This window comes from Citrobacter sp. UYEF32 (genome assembly GCF_040546205.1).
GTDB lineage: Bacteria > Pseudomonadota > Gammaproteobacteria > Enterobacterales > Enterobacteriaceae > Phytobacter > Phytobacter diazotrophicus.
Genome location: NZ_JBEPNI010000007.1, coordinates 271,066 through 290,469 on the forward strand (window position 1 = coordinate 271,066; position 19,404 = coordinate 290,469).

The window sequence follows — 19,404 nt, forward strand, 5'->3', positions numbered from 1 at the left end:
ACCGTTCAAACAGAAAAGCGGTGCTGGAATGCATCGCTTTTCTGTATCTACGAAAACGATAGTGTTTTCTCATCCAGGCTCGATTTTTTAGCATATCTGATTGTTCACTGCATTTATTATGGTATTTTAATCCTCTTTTTAAGTTTATAGCAGAGAATATATTCACCAATTCTATTGTTCAGTTGGATATATAGTTTTTAACAATGGTTATGGAGAACCATAATGGAAATGAATATTACGGGTGTCAACGCAGGCGTAATACGTAACAATGACGAGTTTCTTGCCGTCGCGCTAAAACTAAACATTAAAAAGAGTGACACGAAGCTGCTTTTCTTTCCGGCTTTGACTTTACGCGATCTTTTTGTCGCCATGGAATATCATCTCTCTAAGCAAAAAGAACTGGACGGTACTCAACGGGATGATTTCATCGCAGCGCAAACTGCGGTAACCAAAGCAATGCACGCCCATATTCCTGAGTTAAAAAGGGAAGAACTGGAAAATGCAGATATAAATTATCGCGTAAACACCATTGATAATTTCACCTACGATGAAGGGAAACTCATTTTTACTTTGCAGTTACATAATAATGAAAAGTTCACCTTCGAAGTTCATGAGCTGCAAATAGAGTTACTTACCCATGTTTTAATTCATGCCATTAATAACGCTGGTATGCGCGACCTGGCATTGCGTATCTCTTCGTTACTGGATTTTCTTCCACTATATGATGTTGATTGCCAGCCTGACGGTAAGATGATCTACGATACCTATACCCAGCCAGAGTGGAAAACGGCATTGTTTGATCACTATTTAATTCTTCTGTACCACTATGCCGAGACAAAGAAAAAATCCACTTTCTGCGGTACGGTGATCAAAACCAGAAGCCTTCCCGATACTCCTGAAACTCAGGCGATCGCCAAAAGACTGTTGGCTTTCAGCCCACGGCTGGGGAAACTCGCCAGTAAAGCCTGTCAGGTACACATTCAGGCTATTAACGTGCAAGAGGGTGAACCGCTTAATCTGGATAGATGCATGCATACGCTGAACCAGATACGCCATCAGGTCACGGTGAAACCATCGGTAAAAAAAACCAAAAAATAATATAGCGAAAACGCTGCCACGATATTCCGTGGCAGCGTTGGAATTACTGGCACCTGAACAAAAGGTGCGACGCTATTACAGTAAGACCCTGCTTTAGAACGTCTCCCAACCTGCATCATGGCCTGCAGCCGCAGACACAGGGGACATTTTAAGAGGACGTTTAGGGGCTTTGGCCGCAGCCGCCGCCGTTTGTACCCCAGGTAAACGGAATACATCAACCAGTTGTTGCAGCTTGACCGCCTGATCTTCCAGACTTCCCGCAGCAGCAGACGATTCCTGAACCAGAGCGGCGTTCTGCTGTGTTGTCGTGTCCATTTCAGACATGGCCTGAGCAATCTGCGCAATACCCCGATTTTGCTCGTCAGACGCTGCGGCAATTTCCTGCATCAAATCTTTAACCTGGGTAACGGAGTGAACAATCCCACTCATACTTTCACCCGCCAGATCGACCTGTTTTGCGCCTTCTTCTACAAAATGAACTGACTCGCCGATGAGCGCTTCAATCTCTTTTGCAGCCTGTGAGCTGCGCTGAGCTAGTGAACGAACCTCTCCGGCAACAACGGCAAACCCGCGCCCCTGGTCGCCCGCACGCGCAGCCTCAACGGCGGCATTGAGCGCCAGAATATTGGTCTGGAACGCGATACCGTTAATGACGGTGGTAATTTCAGAGATGCGGCGTGAGCTTTCGATAATATCTTTCATCCGACTCACGGCATTACCCACAACAATACCACCCTGACTCGCCGTATCGGACGCGGTAACAGCCAGCAAACTCGCCTGTTGGGCGTTTTGCGCGTTCTGTTTTACCGTCGAGCTCAGCTCTTCCATACTGGCCGCAGTTTCAACAACGGCGGCAGATTGTTGTTCAGTACGCGCTGACAGCTCATCATTGCCTAAAGAAATTTCGTTTGCCGCAGTATTTACCGAAGCAGAAGCATTTCTCACCATACTGAGGGATTCCGCCACCCGCTCAACGAGATGGTTAAATGCCGTGATGGCATGGCCAATTTCATCCTGGCGGCCGGCCGGCAGATTTTTGCTGAGATCAAGGTCTTCACTGATCTGCACCATGCCATCTCTCATGGCATTTAAACGGCGACGAATATTTAAAACCGTAAGCAGACCAAACAGCCCAAGAAGAATGGTGGCAGCCAGCGTTGCGCTCACTGATAAAATCAGAGCTTTGCTAATAAGCGATTTACTGGCCGCATTCGCCTGTACAACTAAAGAGGTGTTGTAGTCAATCTGGTCATTAAAATCAGCAAGTAATGCAGCAATTTTTTCTGCGATTAATCCGCCTTTTTGCATGCTTTGGATAATCGCTTTGCGGTCATTCGATTCTGATATTTTAAAATATTGGTCCATTGCTCCGCGGAACGCCTGTAAATCCGCCAGTGTTTTATTGCTCAGTTCTACGTCACGCGGGTCAGAAGCTAATTCTTTAAGATAGTATTGATGTTTTGCAAGGAGCTCATCATAAATTTTATTGGCACTTTGTTTAATGACATCCATTTGCGCCGGGTCTTCGGTTAAACCATGCAAATAAAGTTGCGAACGAACGCCTGTAGCCTGAATCATTTCCTTATTCATTGTCGTCAGGCTGGGAAGAATATTTTCCTGGAAATAATTAGTGTCCTCACTAATTTTTGATAAAGAAATCATTGCAATGATATTTGTGCCAATCAAGCTAATGATAAGTAGAGAAAAAGCGAGTAATAACCGTTTGGTGATGTTCATCATACCTCTCCAATTTAACTTTAGTATCTTTGATATATCATGATGAATAACCACCATGAGGGAGAGTCCTTTCACACTTCGGTTTTATTTATCGGAACGCTTTATTAAAACTTTAGCGTTAAGTTAACTTTTACTTTACGAATTGAAAAAAAGATGTGAAAACTCTCACACAAGTGAAAGCTTAAGAAATCTTAATATACGTGGGGGATAAAAATAAAAGACGTTCGATTTTAATTTATAAACCAATAAAAAATATGATTAAGAATTAAACAGTTACGATTAAAACGTGAGTTTAGAAAAATAATATGAATAATAAAACATACAAACAACATCAGGATCACTGCTCCCATTTATAAATGGGAGCAATGCAGTTTACGTTACTGCGGGCATTTATAAACCTGACCGGTCATTTCGCTGGCTGTCGGCACGAAGCTGGACATAAAGCCTTGTGTCGGGCTGGAGACGCTGAACAGCACGTTGCCGCCCATTTGCGCAGCCTGGTTACGCAGGTCGTTAGCCGCACCGCGCATTGAACCACCCTCTTCGCCATGCTGGCCAGAAAGCCAGTTGCTTTGTTTACCCGTTGCGGTACCCAGATACTGACAGTTTGCTGCAGGTTTATCTTCTACGAAGCGAACATTCTGCCCGCCCGAAGAAAGCTCATTACCGGCGCTACAGCCTGCCAGTAACAACGTTGCGCCGACAATCCCTGCTAAATATTTAACGTGCATGTTATTCCCCACAATCAATGAGCTGGACGTCTTGCGTCCGTGTCTGAATCTTATACTAAAAAGATGACCAAAAGAAAAACCCCCGGCCATTTCTGCCCGGGGGTTTCTCATTTTTAGCGAGATGCTTATTTAATCGAATAGTTCAGGTTGCAGGCAGGCGGCAAGTCCATTCATCCCCGGGAGCTTACATAAGTAAGTGACTGGGGTGAATGAGCGCAGCCAACGCACCTGCGGCTTGAAGTATGAAGATTAAATTACATCATGCCGCCCATACCGCCCATGCCACCCATACCACCAGCAGCACCTAAGTCAGGCGCGTCGCCTTTCGGCAGGTCGGTCACCATGCACTCGGTGGTGATCATCAGGCCGGCTACAGATGCCGCGTACTGCAGCGCAGAACGGGTCACTTTAGTCGGATCCAGGATACCCATCTCGATCATGTTGCCGTATTCTTCGGTAGATGCGTTGTAACCGTAGTTACCGTCGCCCGCTTTCACGGTGTTAGCCACAACAGACGGCTCTTCACCGCAGTTCAGCACGATCTGACGCAGCGGAGCTTCCATTGCGCGCAGCGCAACTTTGATACCCACGTTCTGGTCTTCGTTCTGACCTTTCAGGCCAGCGATTTTGCTTGCTACGCGGATCAGCGCAACACCACCACCCGCAACCACGCCTTCTTCTACCGCAGCACGGGTCGCGTGCAGGGCATCTTCAACACGTGCTTTTTTCTCTTTCATTTCAACTTCGGTAGCAGCACCGACTTTGATAACCGCAACGCCGCCAGCCAGTTTGGCTACGCGCTCTTGCAGTTTTTCACGGTCGTAATCGGAAGTCGCTTCTTCGATCTGCTGACGAATCTGACCAACACGGCCCTGAATTGCCGCTTCGTCGCCCACGCCATCAATGATGGTAGTGGTGTCTTTGTTGATCACAACGCGTTTCGCCTGGCCCAGGTCTTCCAGCGTCGCTTTTTCCAGCTCCATACCGATCTCTTCGGAGATCACGGTACCGCCAGTCAGGGTAGCGATGTCCTGCAGCATAGCTTTACGGCGGTCGCCGAAGCCCGGTGCTTTAACCGCAGCCACTTTCACGATGCCACGCATGGTGTTGACAACCAGGGTCGCCAGCGCTTCGCCTTCAACGTCTTCTGCGATGATAACCAGCGGTTTGCCTGCTTTCGCAACGGCTTCCAGAACCGGCAGCATTTCGCGGATGTTGGAGATTTTCTTGTCAGCCAGCAGGATGAACGGGCTTTCCAGTTCTACTGCGCCAGTTTCCGGCTTGTTGATGAAGTAAGGAGACAGGTAACCGCGGTCAAACTGCATACCTTCAACCACGTCCAGTTCGTCCTGCAGACCGGTACCGTCTTCAACGGTGATCACGCCTTCTTTACCGACTTTGTCCATCGCTTCTGCGATCAGTTTACCTACGGTTTCGTCGGAGTTAGCGGAGATAGTACCAACCTGAGCAATCGCTTTAGAGTCAGAGCACGGTACGGACAGTGCTTTCAGCTCTTCAACAGCGGCCAGAACGGCTTTGTCGATACCGCGTTTCAGGTCCATCGGGTTCATGCCCGCAGCCACAGCTTTCAGGCCTTCGGTGATGATAGCCTGCGCCAGTACGGTAGCGGTGGTGGTACCGTCGCCTGCAGCGTCGTTCGCTTTAGAGGCAACTTCTTTCACCATCTGAGCACCCATGTTTTCGAACTTGTCTTCCAGTTCGATTTCACGTGCTACAGAAACACCATCTTTAGTGATGGTCGGCGCACCGAAGGATTTATCCAGCACTACGTTACGGCCTTTCGGGCCCAGGGTCACTTTAACTGCGTCTGCCAGTACGTTTACGCCGCGCAGCATTTTCACACGAGCGTCGTTACCGAATTTTACGTCTTTAGCTGCCATTTTAATCTTTCCCTTAAATTCGTATGTTCAGTGTCGTTCGCGGATTACGCTTCAACAATTGCCAGAATGTCGCTTTCGGACATGATCAACACTTCTTCATTGTCGATCTTCTCAGCTTTAACACCGTAACCATCATTGAAAATCACGATGTCGCCCACTTTCACGTCCAGTGGCTGCACTGTACCGTTTTCCAGGATGCGGCCCTTACCGACAGCGATGATTTCGCCACGAGTTGATTTGCCTGCTGCAGAACCGGTCAGAACGATGCCGCCAGCGGATTTAGATTCAACTTCTTTACGTTTGACGATCACACGATCATGTAACGGACGAATACTCATTGATAGCTCTCCTTTGAGAAAGTCATTATCAGTTATGGGTGACGCCGGCCCGCAATCGGTTCTCCGGCTGGTGACCAGAGAGATGGGGATGGGTTTTTCCCCCTTCAAGGGGGGACTTTAAAAAAAATTCGCACAAAGCCCCAGGCCGGCAAGAAAAGGGAAAACGCAATCCGTAAGAAGAGGCAGGCGCACCAACAGCCATAAGTAAAATTGATTGTGATAGCATTATCCCACTTTACTTTGCGATGACGTGCGGGATACGGGCCATGAGTGGACTGAAACAGGAGCTGGGGCTGGCTCAGGGAATTGGGTTACTTTCAACATCGTTACTGGGCACCGGGGTTTTTGCCGTTCCGGCGCTGGCTGCGCTGGCGGCAGGTGACAGCAGCCTGTGGGCCTGGCCTGTACTCATTCTGCTGGTCTTTCCGGTCGCTATCGTCTTCGCCGTTCTTGGTCGTCAGTTTCCCAGCGCGGGCGGCGTTGCCCACTTTGTCGGCATGGCGTTTGGCTCACGACTGGAGCGCGTCACCGGCTGGCTGTTTCTGTCAGTGATCCCGGTAGGGTTGCCCGCGGCACTGCATATCGCCGCCGGTTTCTGGCAGGGTATGTTTGGCTGGCAGGGCGCGCAACTGCTGATAGCAGAGCTTGCCACCCTGGCACTCATCTGGCTCATCGGGACGCGCGGTGCGGGTTCCAGCGCTAACCTGCAATCCATCATTGCCGGGCTTATCGTTGCATTGATCATCGCCATCTGGTGGCGTGGTGGGCTCTCCTTTAGCGCCCTGTCTTTCCCGGCTCCGGCCGAGGTTCCCCTCTCCGGCATGACCGCCTCGCTGGCGGTGATGTTCTGGTGCTTCGTCGGCCTGGAAGCCTTTGCCCATCTGGCCTCGGAGTTTAAGCATCCTGAACGCGACTTCCCCCGCGCACTGATGATTGGCCTGATTCTGGCCGGCTCAGTCTACTGGGCCTGTACCGTGGTGGTGCTGCATTTCCCGCTCTGGCATCGCGCAGGGGCAGCGGCGTCCTTACCGATCATCGTCGTTGAGCTGTTCGGCAAGCAGGCACAGTGGATTGCCTGCATCATCGGTTATCTGGCCTGTTTTGCCAGTCTCAATATCTATATTCAGAGCTTCGCCCGGCTGGTGTGGTCGCAGGCACAATACAAGCCGCAAAGCCCGCTGGCGCGTTTGTCCTCCCGACAAATCCCGCTTAACGCGTTGAATGCCGTCCTGATTTGCTGCGTTATCTGCACGCTGGGTATCTACGCGTTTGCCATTAATCTCGACACGCTCATCATTTATGCCAACGGCATTTTCATTCTGATTTACTTGCTGTGCATGCTGGCAGGGTGCCGTCTGTTGAAAGGGCGTTATAAAGTGCTGGCCTGGGTGGGCAGCATTCTGTGCTTACTGCTGCTGGCCATTCCTGGCTGGAAGAGTCTGTATGCGATTGTGATGCTGGCAGGTCTGTGGGCATTTTTACCCAGGCGCGGCGTGGCGGTTCAGCGGTCGTAAACCCGGAAGGCGGCTTCGCCTTCCGGGCTACAAAATGTTTAGCGATCGTCTTTGTTATCCAGGCGGTCGCGCTGATCATCTTTGCGCTGGTACTCCCCTTCAAACGTATTACCAGGCCCGGTGCTAAAGCCGCCGCCCGGCATACGGGAAAAACGTAAATGCGGCATCAGCTTAAGCGTCAGATGTTTTTGTACCGGAGGCAACAGCAGCAGTAAGCCGAGGAAATCGGTAAAGAACCCCGGCAGCACCAGCAGTAAACCTGCAATAATCAGCGACACGCTTTTAATCATCTCGGCCGCCGGGCTTTCCCCTGTCGCCAGCTTTTGCTGCATCAACAGAAAGTTTTTGAAGCCCTGATTACGCACCAGAGACATCCCGATAACCGAAGTAAAAATGACCAGGATAAGCGTCATCAGCACGCCAAACACGTGCGCCACCTGAATGAAAATCGATATCTCGATGTAGACGTATAAAAAAACAGCAATCAGCGGTATCCAGCGCACTGGTTTCTCCTCAGTGAACAGACGCCACTGGCGCCTGTCGGTAAATTTTTGCGATTCGCATACTTACTGAGATGGTGACAACTGCCGGAAAATTCAATTTTCCGCGGAAACTATTTTTTCCAGCGCTGCGATAGCGGTGATTCATTTCACAGATTAATGATTCTGATAAAGCGGCTAAGATAATAAGTGATCCAGATTACGGCTTTTCGCTCGGATCAGCATATGATCGCAGATATCTGGCCGATTAAGGGGATAATCGTCGGCCCGAAATCACACATAACCACATATATACTGTGTGTTTGGTGTATTCATTCGTAGCTTGATAAAGAAGGTTCACATGTTAAACAACATTCGTATCGAAGAAGATTTGTTGGGCACAAGGGAAGTTCCAGCGGATGCCTATTATGGTGTGCATACTCTTAGAGCGATTGAGAACTTCTACATTAGTAACAGCAAAATCAGCGACATCCCGGAGTTTGTCCGGGGAATGGTAATGGTGAAAAAAGCGGCTGCTCTGGCCAACAAGGAGCTGCAAACCATTCCTAAGAGCATTGCGAACACCATCGTGGCGGCATGTGATGAAGTCCTGAATAACGGCAAATGCATGGACCAGTTCCCGGTCGACGTCTATCAGGGCGGCGCAGGGACATCAGTAAACATGAACACCAACGAAGTACTGGCCAACATCGGTCTGGAGCTCATGGGCCACCAGAAAGGCGAATACCAGTACCTCAACCCGAACGACCACGTCAATAAATGCCAGTCCACCAACGACGCCTACCCGACCGGTTTTCGTATCGCGGTGTATACCTCCATCCTCAAGCTGGTCGATGCCATCACTCAGTTAGGTGAAGGTTTTGAACACAAAGCGGATGAGTTCCGTGACATCCTGAAAATGGGTCGTACGCAGTTGCAGGACGCCGTTCCGATGACGCTGGGACAAGAGTTCCACGCCTTCAACGTACTGCTGAATGAAGAGACAAAAAACCTGCTGCGCACTTCCGAGCTGCTGCTGGAAGTGAACCTCGGCGCAACGGCTATCGGCACACGTCTGAACACCCCGGATGGCTACCAGCAACTGGCGGTGCAAAAACTGGCGGAAGTGAGCAACCTGCCTGTAGTTCCGGCAGAAGACCTGATTGAAGCGACCTCCGACTGCGGTGCTTACGTGATGGTACACAGCGCGCTGAAACGCCTGGCCGTCAAAATGTCCAAAATCTGTAATGACCTGCGACTGCTCTCTTCGGGTCCACGTGCGGGTCTGAACGAAATCAACCTGCCGGAACTGCAGGCAGGCTCGTCTATCATGCCAGCTAAAGTGAACCCGGTCGTGCCGGAAGTGGTGAACCAGGTGTGCTTCAAAGTCATCGGTAACGACACCACCGTAACCATGGCGTCCGAAGCGGGCCAGTTACAGTTGAACGTGATGGAGCCAGTGATTGGCCAGGCCATGTTTGAGTCCATCCACATTCTGACCAACGCCTGCTACAACCTGCTGGAAAAATGCGTCAGCGGTATCACGGCTAACAAGTCTGTGTGCGAAGGCTATGTCTATAACTCGATTGGTATTGTGACCTACCTCAACCCGTTTATTGGCCACCATAACGGTGACATCGTCGGCAAAATCTGCGCCGAAACGGGCAAGAGTGTGCGCGAGGTCGTGCTGGAGCGCGGTCTGCTGACGGAAGCGGAGCTGGATGATATTTTCTCCGCACAGAACCTGATGCATCCGGCCTATAAGGCGAAGCGTTATACCGATGAAAGCGAACAGTAACACTGACGGCTAAAGCCACAAGGCACGTCAGCTCTGACGTGCCTTTTTTTTAGCCTGCAGTAAAAAAAATCATTCTCATTTCATCAACAAGGAAGGCAATTATGTTTGCTGCAGAACTTGTACTCGTCCTGCTTGCTATTTACCTGGGGGCCAGACTCGGCGGTATCGGCATCGGTTTTGCCGGTGGTTTCGGGGTGCTTGTACTGACACTCTTTTTTCAAATCAAACCCGGCGCTATACCCTTCGATGTGATTGAAATCATCATGGCGGTCATCGCCTCGATTGCCGCGATGCAGGTGGCAGGGGGCATGGATTACCTGGTGAGTATTGCGGAGCGTATGCTGCGCCGTCATCCGAAATACATTACTTTTCTCGCCCCGCTGGTCACCTGGTTTATGACCATCCTGGCGGGTACCGGTCATACGGCGTTTTCTACGCTGCCGGTCATTACCGAAGTGGCGAAAGAGCAAGGGATTCGTCCTTCCCGCCCACTTTCCATTGCCGTCGTGGCTTCGCAAATCGCTATTACCGCCTCCCCCATCTCTGCGGCTGTCGTCTTTTTTGCCGGCATTCTGGAACCGCTCGGTGTGAGTTATCTGACGCTGCTGGCGGTCTGTATTCCTGTTACGCTGATTGCCGTTATGCTGACGGCTATTGTGTGTAACTTCCTCGGCGCTGAATTGAAAGATGATCCGGTTTACCAGGAGCGTCTGGCAAGAGGGGAAGTCAAACTGCGCGGCAGCAAAGTTTTCGAGATGAAACCGCATGCCAAACGTTCCGTGCTGCTGTTCCTGGTTGGGATTATCGCCGTCATGCTGTACGCCACGGCAATCAGTCCGAACGTAGGTCTTATCACGAACCCGGTATTGCCACGTAACGAAGCGATTGTGGTGTTCATGTTAACCATCGCCACGCTGATTTGCCTGACCTGTAAAATCAACACGGGCGACATTCTCAACGCCAGCACCTTCAAATCCGGTATGAGCGCCTGTATTTGCGTCCTGGGCGTGGCCTGGCTGGGCGATACCTTTGTGAAAAACCACATTCAGGATATCCAGACTGTGGCCGGCAACCTGCTCAACAGCTACCCGTGGCTGCTGGCAGTGGTGCTGTTTTTCGCCTCTACCCTGCTTTACTCTCAGGCAGCAACCGCGAAAGCGCTGATGCCTGCGGCACTGATGCTGGGTGTCAGCCCGCTGACCGCCGTGGCATCGTTTGCTGCGGTATCTGCATTGTTTGTCCTGCCAACCTACCCAACGCTGCTTGCGGCGGTGGAAATGGACGATACGGGTTCAACGCGTATCGGCAAATATGTGTTTAACCATGCCTTTTTAGTTCCGGGCGTTATCGCCATCACCCTGTGCGTAATACTCGGTTTCGTAATTGGCGGTATTCTGTTGTAAAAGTGGTTAAAAACGGGCCGTACTGCGGCCCGTTTTTCGTGTGCGTGATATAGTCCCCTTTTCGCTGCGAAGAGGTTAACGATGAACACGCCTGATACTGTTGTTGTGCTCTGTACCGCCCCGGATGAAGCGACGGCCCAGGAGCTGGCCGCCAAAGCGCTGGCCGATAAGCTGGCTGCCTGCGTGACCCTCCTCCCCGGCGCCACCTCTATGTACTACTGGGAGGGGAAGCTGGAACAGGAATATGAAGTACAGTTGTTGCTCAAAACTGACGTTGCACACCTTGAAGATCTCTTCGCCTGCATAAAATCGCATCACCCTTATCAGACCCCAGAATTACTCGCTATACCGGTTACTCACGGAGATTTTGATTACCTCTCATGGCTCAACGCATCCTTACGCTGATTCTGCTGTTATGCAGCACACCGGCCCTTGCCGGGTTATTTGACGCCCCCGGACGGTCCAGTTTTGTTCCGGCCGATCAGGCCTTTATGTTTGATTTCCAGCAGCAGGAAAATGAACTCAAGCTGAACTGGCAGGTGAAAGAGGGCTATTACCTCTATCGCCAGCAAATCAAACTCACTGCGCAGCAGGCGGAGATCACCCCGCCACAACTGCCTTTCGGCGAGCCACATAACGATGAGTTTTATGGCAAGAGCGAGATTTATCGCCAACAGTTGCACCTGCCGGTGACCATCACCGAGGCGGCCAAAGGCGCGACCCTGACGGTGATCTACCAGGGTTGTGCGGACGCCGGGTTCTGTTACCCGCCGGAAACCAAAGTGATTCCGTTGAGTGAGGTGAAAGCCACTGCCCAATCCATCCCCCCTCGCCCCTCCGGGGAGAGGGCCGGGGTGAGGGGCAATGACGATACGGCTCCAGCCGCGCTGCCCTTCTCCGCCCTCTGGGCGCTGCTGATTGGCATTGGCGTGGCCTTCACCCCCTGCGTCTTACCGATGTACCCGCTGATCTCAGGCATCGTGCTGGGGGGCAAACAACGCCTTTCAACGCCCCGCGCGCTGCTGCTGGCATTTATCTATGTGCAGGGCATGGCGCTGACCTATACCGCGCTGGGCCTGGTCGTGGCGGCGGCCGGTCTCCAGTTCCAGGCAGCACTCCAGCATCCGTATGTGCTGATTGGCCTGTCGGTGGTTTTTCTTGTGCTGGCGCTGTCGATGTTTGGCCTGTTCACCCTGCAATTGCCCTCCTCGCTGCAAACCCGCTTAACGCTGATGAGCAACCGCCAACAAGGTGGTTCCGCAGGCGGTGTATTCGCTATGGGGGCGATTGCCGGGCTAATTTGTTCCCCTTGCACCACAGCGCCGCTGAGCGCCATCCTGCTCTATATCGCCCAAAGCGGTAATCTGTGGCTTGGCGGCGGCACGCTATATCTGTATGCCCTGGGGATGGGATTGCCGCTGATTATGGTTACCGTCTTTGGCAACCGCCTGCTGCCGAAAAGCGGCCCGTGGATGGCGCAGGTCAAAATCGCCTTTGGCTTTGTGATCCTGGCGTTACCCGTTTTCCTGCTCGAGCGAGTATTGGGCGATAACTGGGGTTTACGCTTATGGTCGCTGCTCGGCGTCGCCTTTTTCGCCTGGGCCTTTATTGTCAGCCTCGGCGCAACCCGCCCGGTGATGCGCATTGTGCAAATCGTCCTGTTAGGTGCGGCGCTGATTTGCGCTCGTCCCTTGCAGGACTGGGCCTTTGGTCATCCAGCGGCGCAAAACCAGGCGCACCTGTCATTTACTACCATCAAAACCGTGGATGACCTTAATCAGGCGCTGGCACAGGCCAAAGGTCGCCCGGTGATGCTGGATCTTTACGCCGACTGGTGCGTGGCGTGCAAAGAGTTTGAGAAGTACACCTTTAGCGATACGCGGGTTCAGGCAGCATTAAAAAATTCCGTGTTATTACAGGCGGATGTCACCGCCAATAACGCACAGGATCAAGCGCTGCTGCACCATTTACAGGTTCTGGGCTTACCCACCATTGTGTTTTTTGATGCGCAAGGCCACGAGCAACCGGCACAGCGGGTCACGGGGTTTATGGATGCGCCTGCCTTTACGACACATTTGCGCAATCACACACCGTAAACAACACTTGGTTGGGGACGCAGGCTTCTGACAACGGAGGAACTTACCGTGCAACGTGAAGATGTTTTAAGCCAGACACTTCAATTATTTGAATTAAGAGGGATTGCTGACACCACGCCGGAAATGGTCGCGGAACGTATTGACTACCCGTTAGAGGAGTTTTTGCGTTTCTGGCCGGATAAAGAAGCGCTGTTTTATGATGCGCTACGCTATCTCAGCCAGCAGGTTGATATCTGGCGCAGGCAGTTATTACTCGATGAAGAGCTGACAAAAGAGCAAAAATTGCTGGCGCGTTATGGGGCGTTGACGGATTGCGTTAGTAACAATCGCTATCCGGGCTGCCTGTTTATCGCCGCCTGCACCTTTTACCCCGACCCGGACCATCCGATACACCAACTGGCGGATCAGCAAAAGCAAGCGGCCTTCGACTTCACCCATGACCTGTTAACCCAACTGGAAGTGGACGACCCGACAATGGTCGCGAAACAGATGGAGCTGGTGCTGGAAGGTTGTCTAAGCAGGATGCTGGTCAATCGCAGCCAGACCGACGTCGATACCGCCCGACAGCTCGCAGAAGATATTCTTCGTTTTGCATGTTGTCGCACGGGCGGTGCATTAACCTGATCAGTGCATAAACCCGGCCCAGGCGGAAATCAGCAGGCAGAGCGCCATCGCCCGTTGAAACCAAATCAGCGATGCCGCACTGCGAAAGAGCCGGTTTACCGCTTTGCCCAGTAGTGTCCACGCGCCCAGGCAGAGCACCGAAATGAGCAGGAAGCTCAGTGACAAAAATGACACTTCGCGCACGGGATGCGCGCCGTTCGGGGCAAACAGACTGACCACGGCCAGCGCCATCATCCAGGTTTTGGGATTGATTAGCTGCAACATGGCCGCCGCTTTGCCGCTAAAGGGTTCACCACTCTTCTCGTTCAGATCCGCTGCCGGGGCGGTAAAGAGCTGCCAGCTCATCCAGCTTAGCCACAATGCACCGGCCCAACTCATCCCCTCACGTAGCAACGGATACCCTCGCAGTATCTCTCCTGCCCCCGCCCCGGAGATAAACACAATAAGGCTTGCTGCCACACATGCCCCGAACACCGCAGGTAGCGTGGCCCTGATGCCATAGCGTTGACTGCTGGCAAGGATCAGAATATTGGTCGGGCCGGGCGTTATCGACGCCACAAAGGCAAACAACATAAATGGCAGGTAGCTGTAGAGCATGTTCACAGTCGGGACTCCTTATTCTCCGTCCTGTGACTTTGGCGTTATTTACGGATGTCGTCTGGAAGATTTGTGCAAAGTTTCCGGTAGTGGGCTGGCGATAGCCGATATGCCCGCTGGAACCAGCGTCCCAGATGGCTTTGATCGGCAAAGCCCAGCGTAGCCGCCACGTCCGCCGGTTGTTCGCCGCGCGCCAGCATGCTTCGGGCATTGGCCAGCCGCAGTTGAATAAGCCAGGCATGGGGGGAGAGATGAAATTCGCGCTTAAAACAACGGGTCAGGGTAAACCGGTCGGTACCCGTTTCGCGGGCCAGATCGGACAGGCCGATGTTTTCCCCCATATGGGCATGCAAATAGTCCCGTGCGCGATGAGCCACCGCTGCGCTTTGCAGATGCGACGGCAGGCGCTTGCGCCACTGGCTGTGCCGGGTAAGCTGCCCGAGCAGATCATCCATGGTGCTTTGCTGCACAATGCGCATCTCTTCGCTGTGCAGTGAATGAAAGGTCCGGGCGATCGCGCCAGCAAGCTGTGGCTCGCGCGCCATCGTGCGGGAAAAATGCAGCGAATAACTGGAAGGGACGGACTCGTACAAACCCCGGAGGGTGGAACTGAGCCACGCTTCATCGAGGTAGAATGTCAGGTAGGTGAAACCGCCTTCAACCGGCGCGTCACCATCGTGAATTTCACCGGGCTCGAGCAAGAAGGCATCTCCCGGCGTACTGCGATGACGCTCACGGCGGCAATGAAATTCCTGCGTTCCGCTGAGGGTGATACCCACCAGATAGCTGTCGTGCCAGTGCGGATCGTACGCATGGCCTTCAAAGTGGGCGCGAATTGTTTCGATGCCGGTGTCCGCATGTTGCCGCAGTTCCAGCCAGTTATTAGCCATATTGCCTCCGAAATCCCCGGGAACAGCATTACTCTCCCGTGCGGAAAAAATCTGGAAGATTTGTGCAATACGCCGTTTTGTGGCGCAGAATCACTCAGACTGCCGCAAACTTGAGCAACTGAACAGCATTTTTTGAAATAGAGTTGACGCATTACATTGATTAGGGTTTAATGCGCCCCGTTGCCCGGATAGCTCAGTCGGTAGAGCAGGGGATTGAAAATCCCCGTGTCCTTGGTTCGATTCCGAGTCCGGGCACCACTATTCAGAGAACCCAGCCTATGGCTGGGTTTTTGCTTTTCTACGACCGGACTCTCCATCAAACTCCGTTCGATTATTCGCCGCTAGCGGCTCACCCCTACGGGGCCAGCGCGACACGCGCGCTGTTCAACGCCTCCGGCGTTAGTCCGAGTCCGGGCACCACTATTCAGAGAACCCAGCCTATGGCTGGGTTTTTGCTTTTCTACGACCGGACTCTTCATCGAACTCCGTTCGATTATTCGCCACAAGCGGCTCACCCCTACGGGGCCAGCGCGACGCGCGCGCCGTTCAACGCCTTCGGCGTTAGTCCGAGTCCGGGCACCACTATAATGAAGGGCTTACGGTTCGCCACCGCGTCAGTATTCCTGATTTTGAACGTTTTATGGGTGGAGACGAAGCGTCGAAAGATAAGCCGCTAAATGCTTATCTGCAAATTACTCAGGACGAGGGTCTGGCTACTGGCGTTCAGGGTTTATTGACTGCACTCCTGTCATCCGAACAGCATTCTCCTTTTGAAACCATCAGGGATACCGATGACTACATGCGACAATTGCTGGCTCAGGTTCTCGGTTGGGCTGAGCAGCACGGAAAACAAGAAGACCCCAGATTCAGACGCAATGCGGAACCACTAAACGCTGGGGCTTGATACAGAAACCGACAGGGTCACTCTTCATAGCGATCCTGTCAGTAATTATACCAGGGTAGACATATTTTTGCTGACATCAATAATCTTGTATAGCCTGATAATATTGGTCTAGAATAAGATCACATTCAGTAAAAATATCAGTACAGGAGAATCAATGTCTGTTGCCGCTCTGGCCCGCCAGCGGGTCCACCGCATGAAGCGGGGTATCCCCTTTTCCATCAGCGGATTTTATTCGTTGGGAAGCCGCGCATCGGTACAACAGGCAATGAGTCGTCTGGTAAAAGAAGGCCTTTTGGTCCGGGTTGAACGCGGCTTCTACTCCCGACCAAAACCACTGAAAAATATCCCCTCTATTAACGTTATCGCCAGCGCCAATGATGTTGCCGCAGCGTGGGCAAAAGCGCGCGGTTATAAAATCACCCTTCAGGGACTGGAAGCCGCTTATCGGTTAGGTCTGCAAACACAGGCGCCGGTTAAACGCATCTACTGGTCAAGCGGCCCTACGCGAGAGTTTCGTGTCGGCAATGAGCGGGTACGGATCCAACATAAATCAGCAAGCCGGTTACGTTGGCTGAGGCGGCCCGAAGGAGAGCTGATGCGCAGTTTGCTGAGTCTGGATCAGGAGCATACCCCGCCGGAAACGTTGAAGAATGCCTTCCATCGGCTGAACATTCCGTCCGCTGAAGCGCGACAGATTGCCGGGAAGTTAATGAATGAGCCTGCGCTTCACGCGTGGCGCTCGCATCTGATGACCTTGCAAAAGACCCTCTGATGAACATTTTTGATTACTACCGGAGCGCATCGCAACGCCGGGAGCTTCAGGAAATCCTCTCTTACGCGGCACAGCAGCATCCCTCCGGGCTGGGAGCCAGCTTTCTGGAAAAGGATCTCTGGGTAACGGAGATCCTTCGGCTGCTTTTTAATGAGGGTCTATTAGGAGATTTATCTGTCGCGTTTAAAGGTGGAACGGCATTAAGCAAGTGCTGGAACGTGATTGAGCGCTTTTCTGAAGATATCGATCTTTCTGTTCACTGGGCCGATCTGGCAGGTCACTCAGAAGAGGAAGAACAGCAGGCTTGGGAGCAAAGCACGCTAAATAACAGCCAGAATCGCCGGTTCAGAGAGCAACAGCAAGAGCGCTTAACAGAATGGACAAACACGCTGGCAGAACGGTTAAATCAACGCTTTCAAGCTTATGAAATTCCGGAGCTTGAAGCAAAAATGGAACCCGACAGCAGTGGAGAAAAAATAGACATCAATTTCCCGCGGGTGACTGAAGACAATATGGCCTATCAACGCGATCATATTCTGCTGGAATTTGGCGGGCGAAATCGTGGCAAGCCAACCGACCTGATGCCTGTTGTAAGCTATCTGTCTGGGATTGCAGGAATGGATACACTTCTGTTACCCGCCGCGACCGTAAACGCTTATGACACCGGTTATATTCTTTGGGAAAAACTGACGGCTCTGCACCAATTCTGCACACAAACCAAAGCGCCAAACCCGGCCCGACTGGCACGCCACTGGTATGATGTGGATTGTCTGCTGCGTAATCATTTTGCCAGCCCCTATGAAACGCTGGAAGCCATGCAGAATGTGGTCGAGATGAAGCAACGTCGCTGGTCCGTGCCGGGCGTGGATTTTACTCAGGTGATTGTCGGAAACCTGCAACTGTTGCCTGATGACGCTGAACGACTCGCCGCCATCGCCAGGGATCATCAAACGGCGGTGGAAGGAGGGATGTTCTTTCGTGAGCCTGACAGATTTGCTGACATTGCCGATCGTCTTCGTCATGCACAAGATGAAATCAATCGGTTTATGCGTGACTCTCGGGTACAAATAATGCGGGTCACACGCAGGGTCTTGACAATAAGTAGCAGAAAGATTTCTGCTGGAAATTAAATTGGTAAGTAATTTAATGTTCATGAGTCCGGGCACCACTATTCAGAGAGCCCAGCCTATGGCTGTTTTTTGCTTTTGGTTTTCCGGACTCTCCATCAAACTCCGTTCGATTATTCGCCGCTAGCGGCTCACCCCTACGGGGCCAGCGCGTCCAGAGCCATATATTCCCTTCACCCTGGCGGGTGCGTTTTCGCGCATTTTTTTTAAAATGTAACCCTGATAAGGCGCTTGCGCCGTATCCGGGAATCCAGGGTGCGCTGCGCTTACCGAGCGCCCCCTCACTCAATGAGCCAGACAGGCTCTTTTCGTCTCGCCACTTACGTCTGGTAACGATCATCCCCTCCCCTGGCTGGAGCTCCCCACAAGCAGCACCTATACTGCGGTCATGCTTTAACCATTCCCCTAAAGCTTATGACAACCCAAACGCTTACCCGTCAATGGCGTCTGCCTGGCGCCATCGTAGCAGTGATGTTATTGCTGGGCGCCGCCTTTGCGCTACATGCGCACTGGAATGCCTTTATCCAGTGGTGCCTGGCAACCCAGATTACGCTGCATCGTTATCTGGTGATGTACCTGCTGCAACTGAATAACCATCAGTATGCCGGGGGACTATGGCTACTGACCGGTTCATTCTTTTATGGCGTGTTACATGCGGTTGGGCCGGGTCACGGAAAATTTATCGTCACAACCTATCTCAGCACCAACCAGGAGAGCCAAACCGCCGCCCGCGTCATCCCGTTTCTTGGCAGCCTGATGCAAGGTGTGAGCGCCATTCTTTTTGTCTTTATCCTCGCGGTAGGTTTTAACCTCGCCTCTGGCGATCTCAGTGAGAGCCGCTGGTACGTTGAGAAAATCAGCGCGTTTATGGTGGGTGGGTTTGGCGTCTGGCTCATCGTCAAAGCGATAAAAACCATCAAACCGCAAAAAATGAAAATCACTGCCATGAGGCCTCTGTCTCACCGGCATTCTGACGACTGCGGCTGCGGAAACCACGGTGTGGGAATCAGTACGCAGGGCGACTGGAAAACACGTCTGGGCGTCATACTCGCCATTGGTGCACGCCCCTGCAGCGGCGCAATCATGATTTTGCTCTTTTCTAACGCGCTGGGCATTGTGAGCTGGGGGATCGCAGCCGTAATGACAATGGCATTCGGTACCGCATTGTCGATTATGGGTCTGTCACTGGCAGTGCGTTATGCCCGCAACCGGACGGCTGCCTTTTTTGGTGCGGAGAGCGGCAGCATGCCATGGCTGGTACCGGCACTGAATATCGTCGGCGGGCTGGCGCTGATTTTGTTCGCCGTGGTGTTGTTCTTAACCGTCGTTCCGGTCAGTCCTGGCGGTGATTATATTGCGGCGGGCTGCTGATAAAAAAGCCCGGTACGTGAACCG

At 52.3% G+C, this 19,404-nt stretch carries 17 protein-coding genes and 1 tRNA gene; 11 read left to right on the forward strand and 7 right to left on the reverse strand.

The window, feature by feature from the left end; translation table 11 throughout:
- Window positions 1-222: 222 nt before the first annotated feature.
- Window positions 223-1,098 carry a YjeJ family protein gene (yjeJ, locus tag ABIB59_RS20755; protein ID WP_354036878.1) on the forward strand — a complete coding sequence of 292 codons (876 nt, stop codon included), beginning with the start codon at window positions 223-225 and terminating at the stop codon, window positions 1,096-1,098.
- 93 nt (window positions 1,099-1,191) lie between these two features.
- Here yjeJ and ABIB59_RS20760 read toward each other — a convergent pair whose 3' ends face one another.
- The 4 genes from ABIB59_RS20760 to ABIB59_RS20775 form a co-directional block, all read right to left on the reverse strand.
- A complete protein-coding gene (locus ABIB59_RS20760; RefSeq protein ID WP_317087202.1) occupies window positions 1,192-2,838 on the reverse strand; it encodes a methyl-accepting chemotaxis protein in 1,647 nt (548 codons plus the stop codon).
- A 374-nt stretch (window positions 2,839-3,212) separates the two neighbouring features.
- On the reverse strand, window positions 3,213-3,566 hold the full coding sequence (locus ABIB59_RS20765) for a DUF4156 domain-containing protein (RefSeq protein WP_039077845.1): 354 nt from the start codon (window positions 3,564-3,566) through the stop codon (window positions 3,213-3,215).
- A gap of 254 nt (window positions 3,567-3,820) precedes the next feature.
- A complete protein-coding gene (gene groL / locus ABIB59_RS20770) occupies window positions 3,821-5,467 on the reverse strand; it encodes a chaperonin GroEL (protein ID WP_071194324.1) in 1,647 nt (548 codons plus the stop codon).
- 44 nt (window positions 5,468-5,511) lie between these two features.
- On the reverse strand, window positions 5,512-5,805 hold the full coding sequence (locus tag ABIB59_RS20775; RefSeq protein WP_007372708.1) for a co-chaperone GroES: 294 nt from the start codon (window positions 5,803-5,805) through the stop codon (window positions 5,512-5,514).
- Between the two features lie 266 nt (window positions 5,806-6,071).
- Here ABIB59_RS20775 and yjeH point away from each other — a divergent pair, with 266 nt between their 5' ends.
- Window positions 6,072-7,319 (forward strand): L-methionine/branched-chain amino acid transporter, encoded by a 1,248-nt coding sequence (gene yjeH, locus ABIB59_RS20780; protein WP_354036881.1) that lies wholly within the window; start codon window positions 6,072-6,074, stop codon window positions 7,317-7,319.
- A 38-nt stretch (window positions 7,320-7,357) separates the two neighbouring features.
- Here yjeH and ABIB59_RS20785 read toward each other — a convergent pair whose 3' ends face one another.
- On the reverse strand, window positions 7,358-7,822 hold the full coding sequence (locus tag ABIB59_RS20785) for an FxsA family protein (RefSeq protein ID WP_039077848.1): 465 nt from the start codon (window positions 7,820-7,822) through the stop codon (window positions 7,358-7,360).
- 337 nt (window positions 7,823-8,159) lie between these two features.
- Between ABIB59_RS20785 and aspA the strand changes: the two genes are divergently transcribed.
- From aspA to ABIB59_RS20810, 5 genes are all read left to right on the forward strand, one after another.
- The gene (gene aspA / locus ABIB59_RS20790) at window positions 8,160-9,596 is read left to right on the forward strand and encodes an aspartate ammonia-lyase (RefSeq protein WP_039077849.1); all 1,437 of its coding nucleotides are present in this window, start codon (window positions 8,160-8,162) and stop codon (window positions 9,594-9,596) included.
- 101 nt (window positions 9,597-9,697) lie between these two features.
- On the forward strand, window positions 9,698-10,999 hold the full coding sequence (locus ABIB59_RS20795; RefSeq protein WP_079497673.1) for an anaerobic C4-dicarboxylate transporter: 1,302 nt from the start codon (window positions 9,698-9,700) through the stop codon (window positions 10,997-10,999).
- An 81-nt stretch (window positions 11,000-11,080) separates the two neighbouring features.
- A complete protein-coding gene (gene cutA / locus ABIB59_RS20800) occupies window positions 11,081-11,404 on the forward strand; it encodes a divalent cation tolerance protein CutA (protein WP_039077851.1) in 324 nt (107 codons plus the stop codon).
- Complete coding sequence (locus tag ABIB59_RS20805; RefSeq protein ID WP_354036884.1) at window positions 11,380-13,095, forward strand: protein-disulfide reductase DsbD; 1,716 nt, start codon at window positions 11,380-11,382, stop codon at window positions 13,093-13,095. Before cutA ends, ABIB59_RS20805 begins: the two co-directional genes overlap by 25 nt.
- A 48-nt stretch (window positions 13,096-13,143) precedes the next feature.
- Window positions 13,144-13,719, forward strand: a complete 576-nt coding sequence (locus tag ABIB59_RS20810; protein ID WP_039077853.1) for a transcriptional regulator — start codon at window positions 13,144-13,146, stop codon at window positions 13,717-13,719.
- On the opposite strand, the gene ABIB59_RS20815 is transcribed toward ABIB59_RS20810, so the two are convergent.
- Entirely contained in the window at window positions 13,720-14,316 is a 597-nt protein-coding gene (locus tag ABIB59_RS20815) for a LysE family translocator (RefSeq protein WP_172600719.1), read from the reverse strand.
- A 44-nt stretch (window positions 14,317-14,360) separates the two neighbouring features.
- A complete protein-coding gene (locus tag ABIB59_RS20820) occupies window positions 14,361-15,206 on the reverse strand; it encodes an AraC family transcriptional regulator (RefSeq protein WP_354036886.1) in 846 nt (281 codons plus the stop codon).
- 182 nt (window positions 15,207-15,388) lie between these two features.
- Between ABIB59_RS20820 and ABIB59_RS20825 the strand changes: the two genes are divergently transcribed.
- From ABIB59_RS20825 to ABIB59_RS20840, 4 genes are all read left to right on the forward strand, one after another.
- Window positions 15,389-15,464: transfer RNA gene (locus ABIB59_RS20825), tRNA-Phe, on the forward strand.
- Window positions 15,465-16,264: 800 nt separating this feature from the next.
- Complete coding sequence (locus ABIB59_RS20830) at window positions 16,265-16,882, forward strand: DUF6088 family protein (protein ID WP_335255429.1); 618 nt, start codon at window positions 16,265-16,267, stop codon at window positions 16,880-16,882.
- Window positions 16,882-18,012: a nucleotidyl transferase AbiEii/AbiGii toxin family protein gene (locus ABIB59_RS20835; protein WP_354036888.1), complete on the forward strand. Its 1,131-nt coding sequence runs from the start codon at window positions 16,882-16,884 to the stop codon at window positions 18,010-18,012. Before ABIB59_RS20830 ends, ABIB59_RS20835 begins: the two co-directional genes overlap by 1 nt.
- 411 nt (window positions 18,013-18,423) lie before the next feature.
- Complete coding sequence (locus ABIB59_RS20840) at window positions 18,424-19,380, forward strand: nickel/cobalt transporter (RefSeq protein WP_354036890.1); 957 nt, start codon at window positions 18,424-18,426, stop codon at window positions 19,378-19,380.
- Window positions 19,381-19,404 lie beyond the last annotated feature (24 nt).

Bases quoted from the DNA above. Each gene is read 5' to 3' on its own strand.
- yjeJ (WP_354036878.1), top strand. From the start codon at position 223: ATGGAAATGAATATTACGGGTGTCAACGCAGGCGTAATACGTAACAAT.
- ABIB59_RS20760 (WP_317087202.1), bottom strand. From the start codon at position 2,838: ATGATGAACATCACCAAACGGTTATTACTCGCTTTTTCTCTACTTATC.
- ABIB59_RS20765 (WP_039077845.1), bottom strand. From the start codon at position 3,566: ATGCACGTTAAATATTTAGCAGGGATTGTCGGCGCAACGTTGTTACTG.
- groL (WP_071194324.1), bottom strand. From the start codon at position 5,467: ATGGCAGCTAAAGACGTAAAATTCGGTAACGACGCTCGTGTGAAAATG.
- ABIB59_RS20775 (WP_007372708.1), bottom strand. From the start codon at position 5,805: ATGAGTATTCGTCCGTTACATGATCGTGTGATCGTCAAACGTAAAGAA.
- yjeH (WP_354036881.1), top strand. From the start codon at position 6,072: ATGAGTGGACTGAAACAGGAGCTGGGGCTGGCTCAGGGAATTGGGTTA.
- aspA (WP_039077849.1), top strand. From the start codon at position 8,160: ATGTTAAACAACATTCGTATCGAAGAAGATTTGTTGGGCACAAGGGAA.
- ABIB59_RS20795 (WP_079497673.1), top strand. From the start codon at position 9,698: ATGTTTGCTGCAGAACTTGTACTCGTCCTGCTTGCTATTTACCTGGGG.
- cutA (WP_039077851.1), top strand. From the start codon at position 11,081: ATGAACACGCCTGATACTGTTGTTGTGCTCTGTACCGCCCCGGATGAA.
- ABIB59_RS20805 (WP_354036884.1), top strand. From the start codon at position 11,380: ATGGCTCAACGCATCCTTACGCTGATTCTGCTGTTATGCAGCACACCG.
- ABIB59_RS20815 (WP_172600719.1), bottom strand. From the start codon at position 14,316: ATGCTCTACAGCTACCTGCCATTTATGTTGTTTGCCTTTGTGGCGTCG.
- ABIB59_RS20820 (WP_354036886.1), bottom strand. From the start codon at position 15,206: ATGGCTAATAACTGGCTGGAACTGCGGCAACATGCGGACACCGGCATC.
- ABIB59_RS20830 (WP_335255429.1), top strand. From the start codon at position 16,265: ATGTCTGTTGCCGCTCTGGCCCGCCAGCGGGTCCACCGCATGAAGCGG.
- ABIB59_RS20835 (WP_354036888.1), top strand. From the start codon at position 16,882: ATGAACATTTTTGATTACTACCGGAGCGCATCGCAACGCCGGGAGCTT.
- ABIB59_RS20840 (WP_354036890.1), top strand. From the start codon at position 18,424: ATGACAACCCAAACGCTTACCCGTCAATGGCGTCTGCCTGGCGCCATC.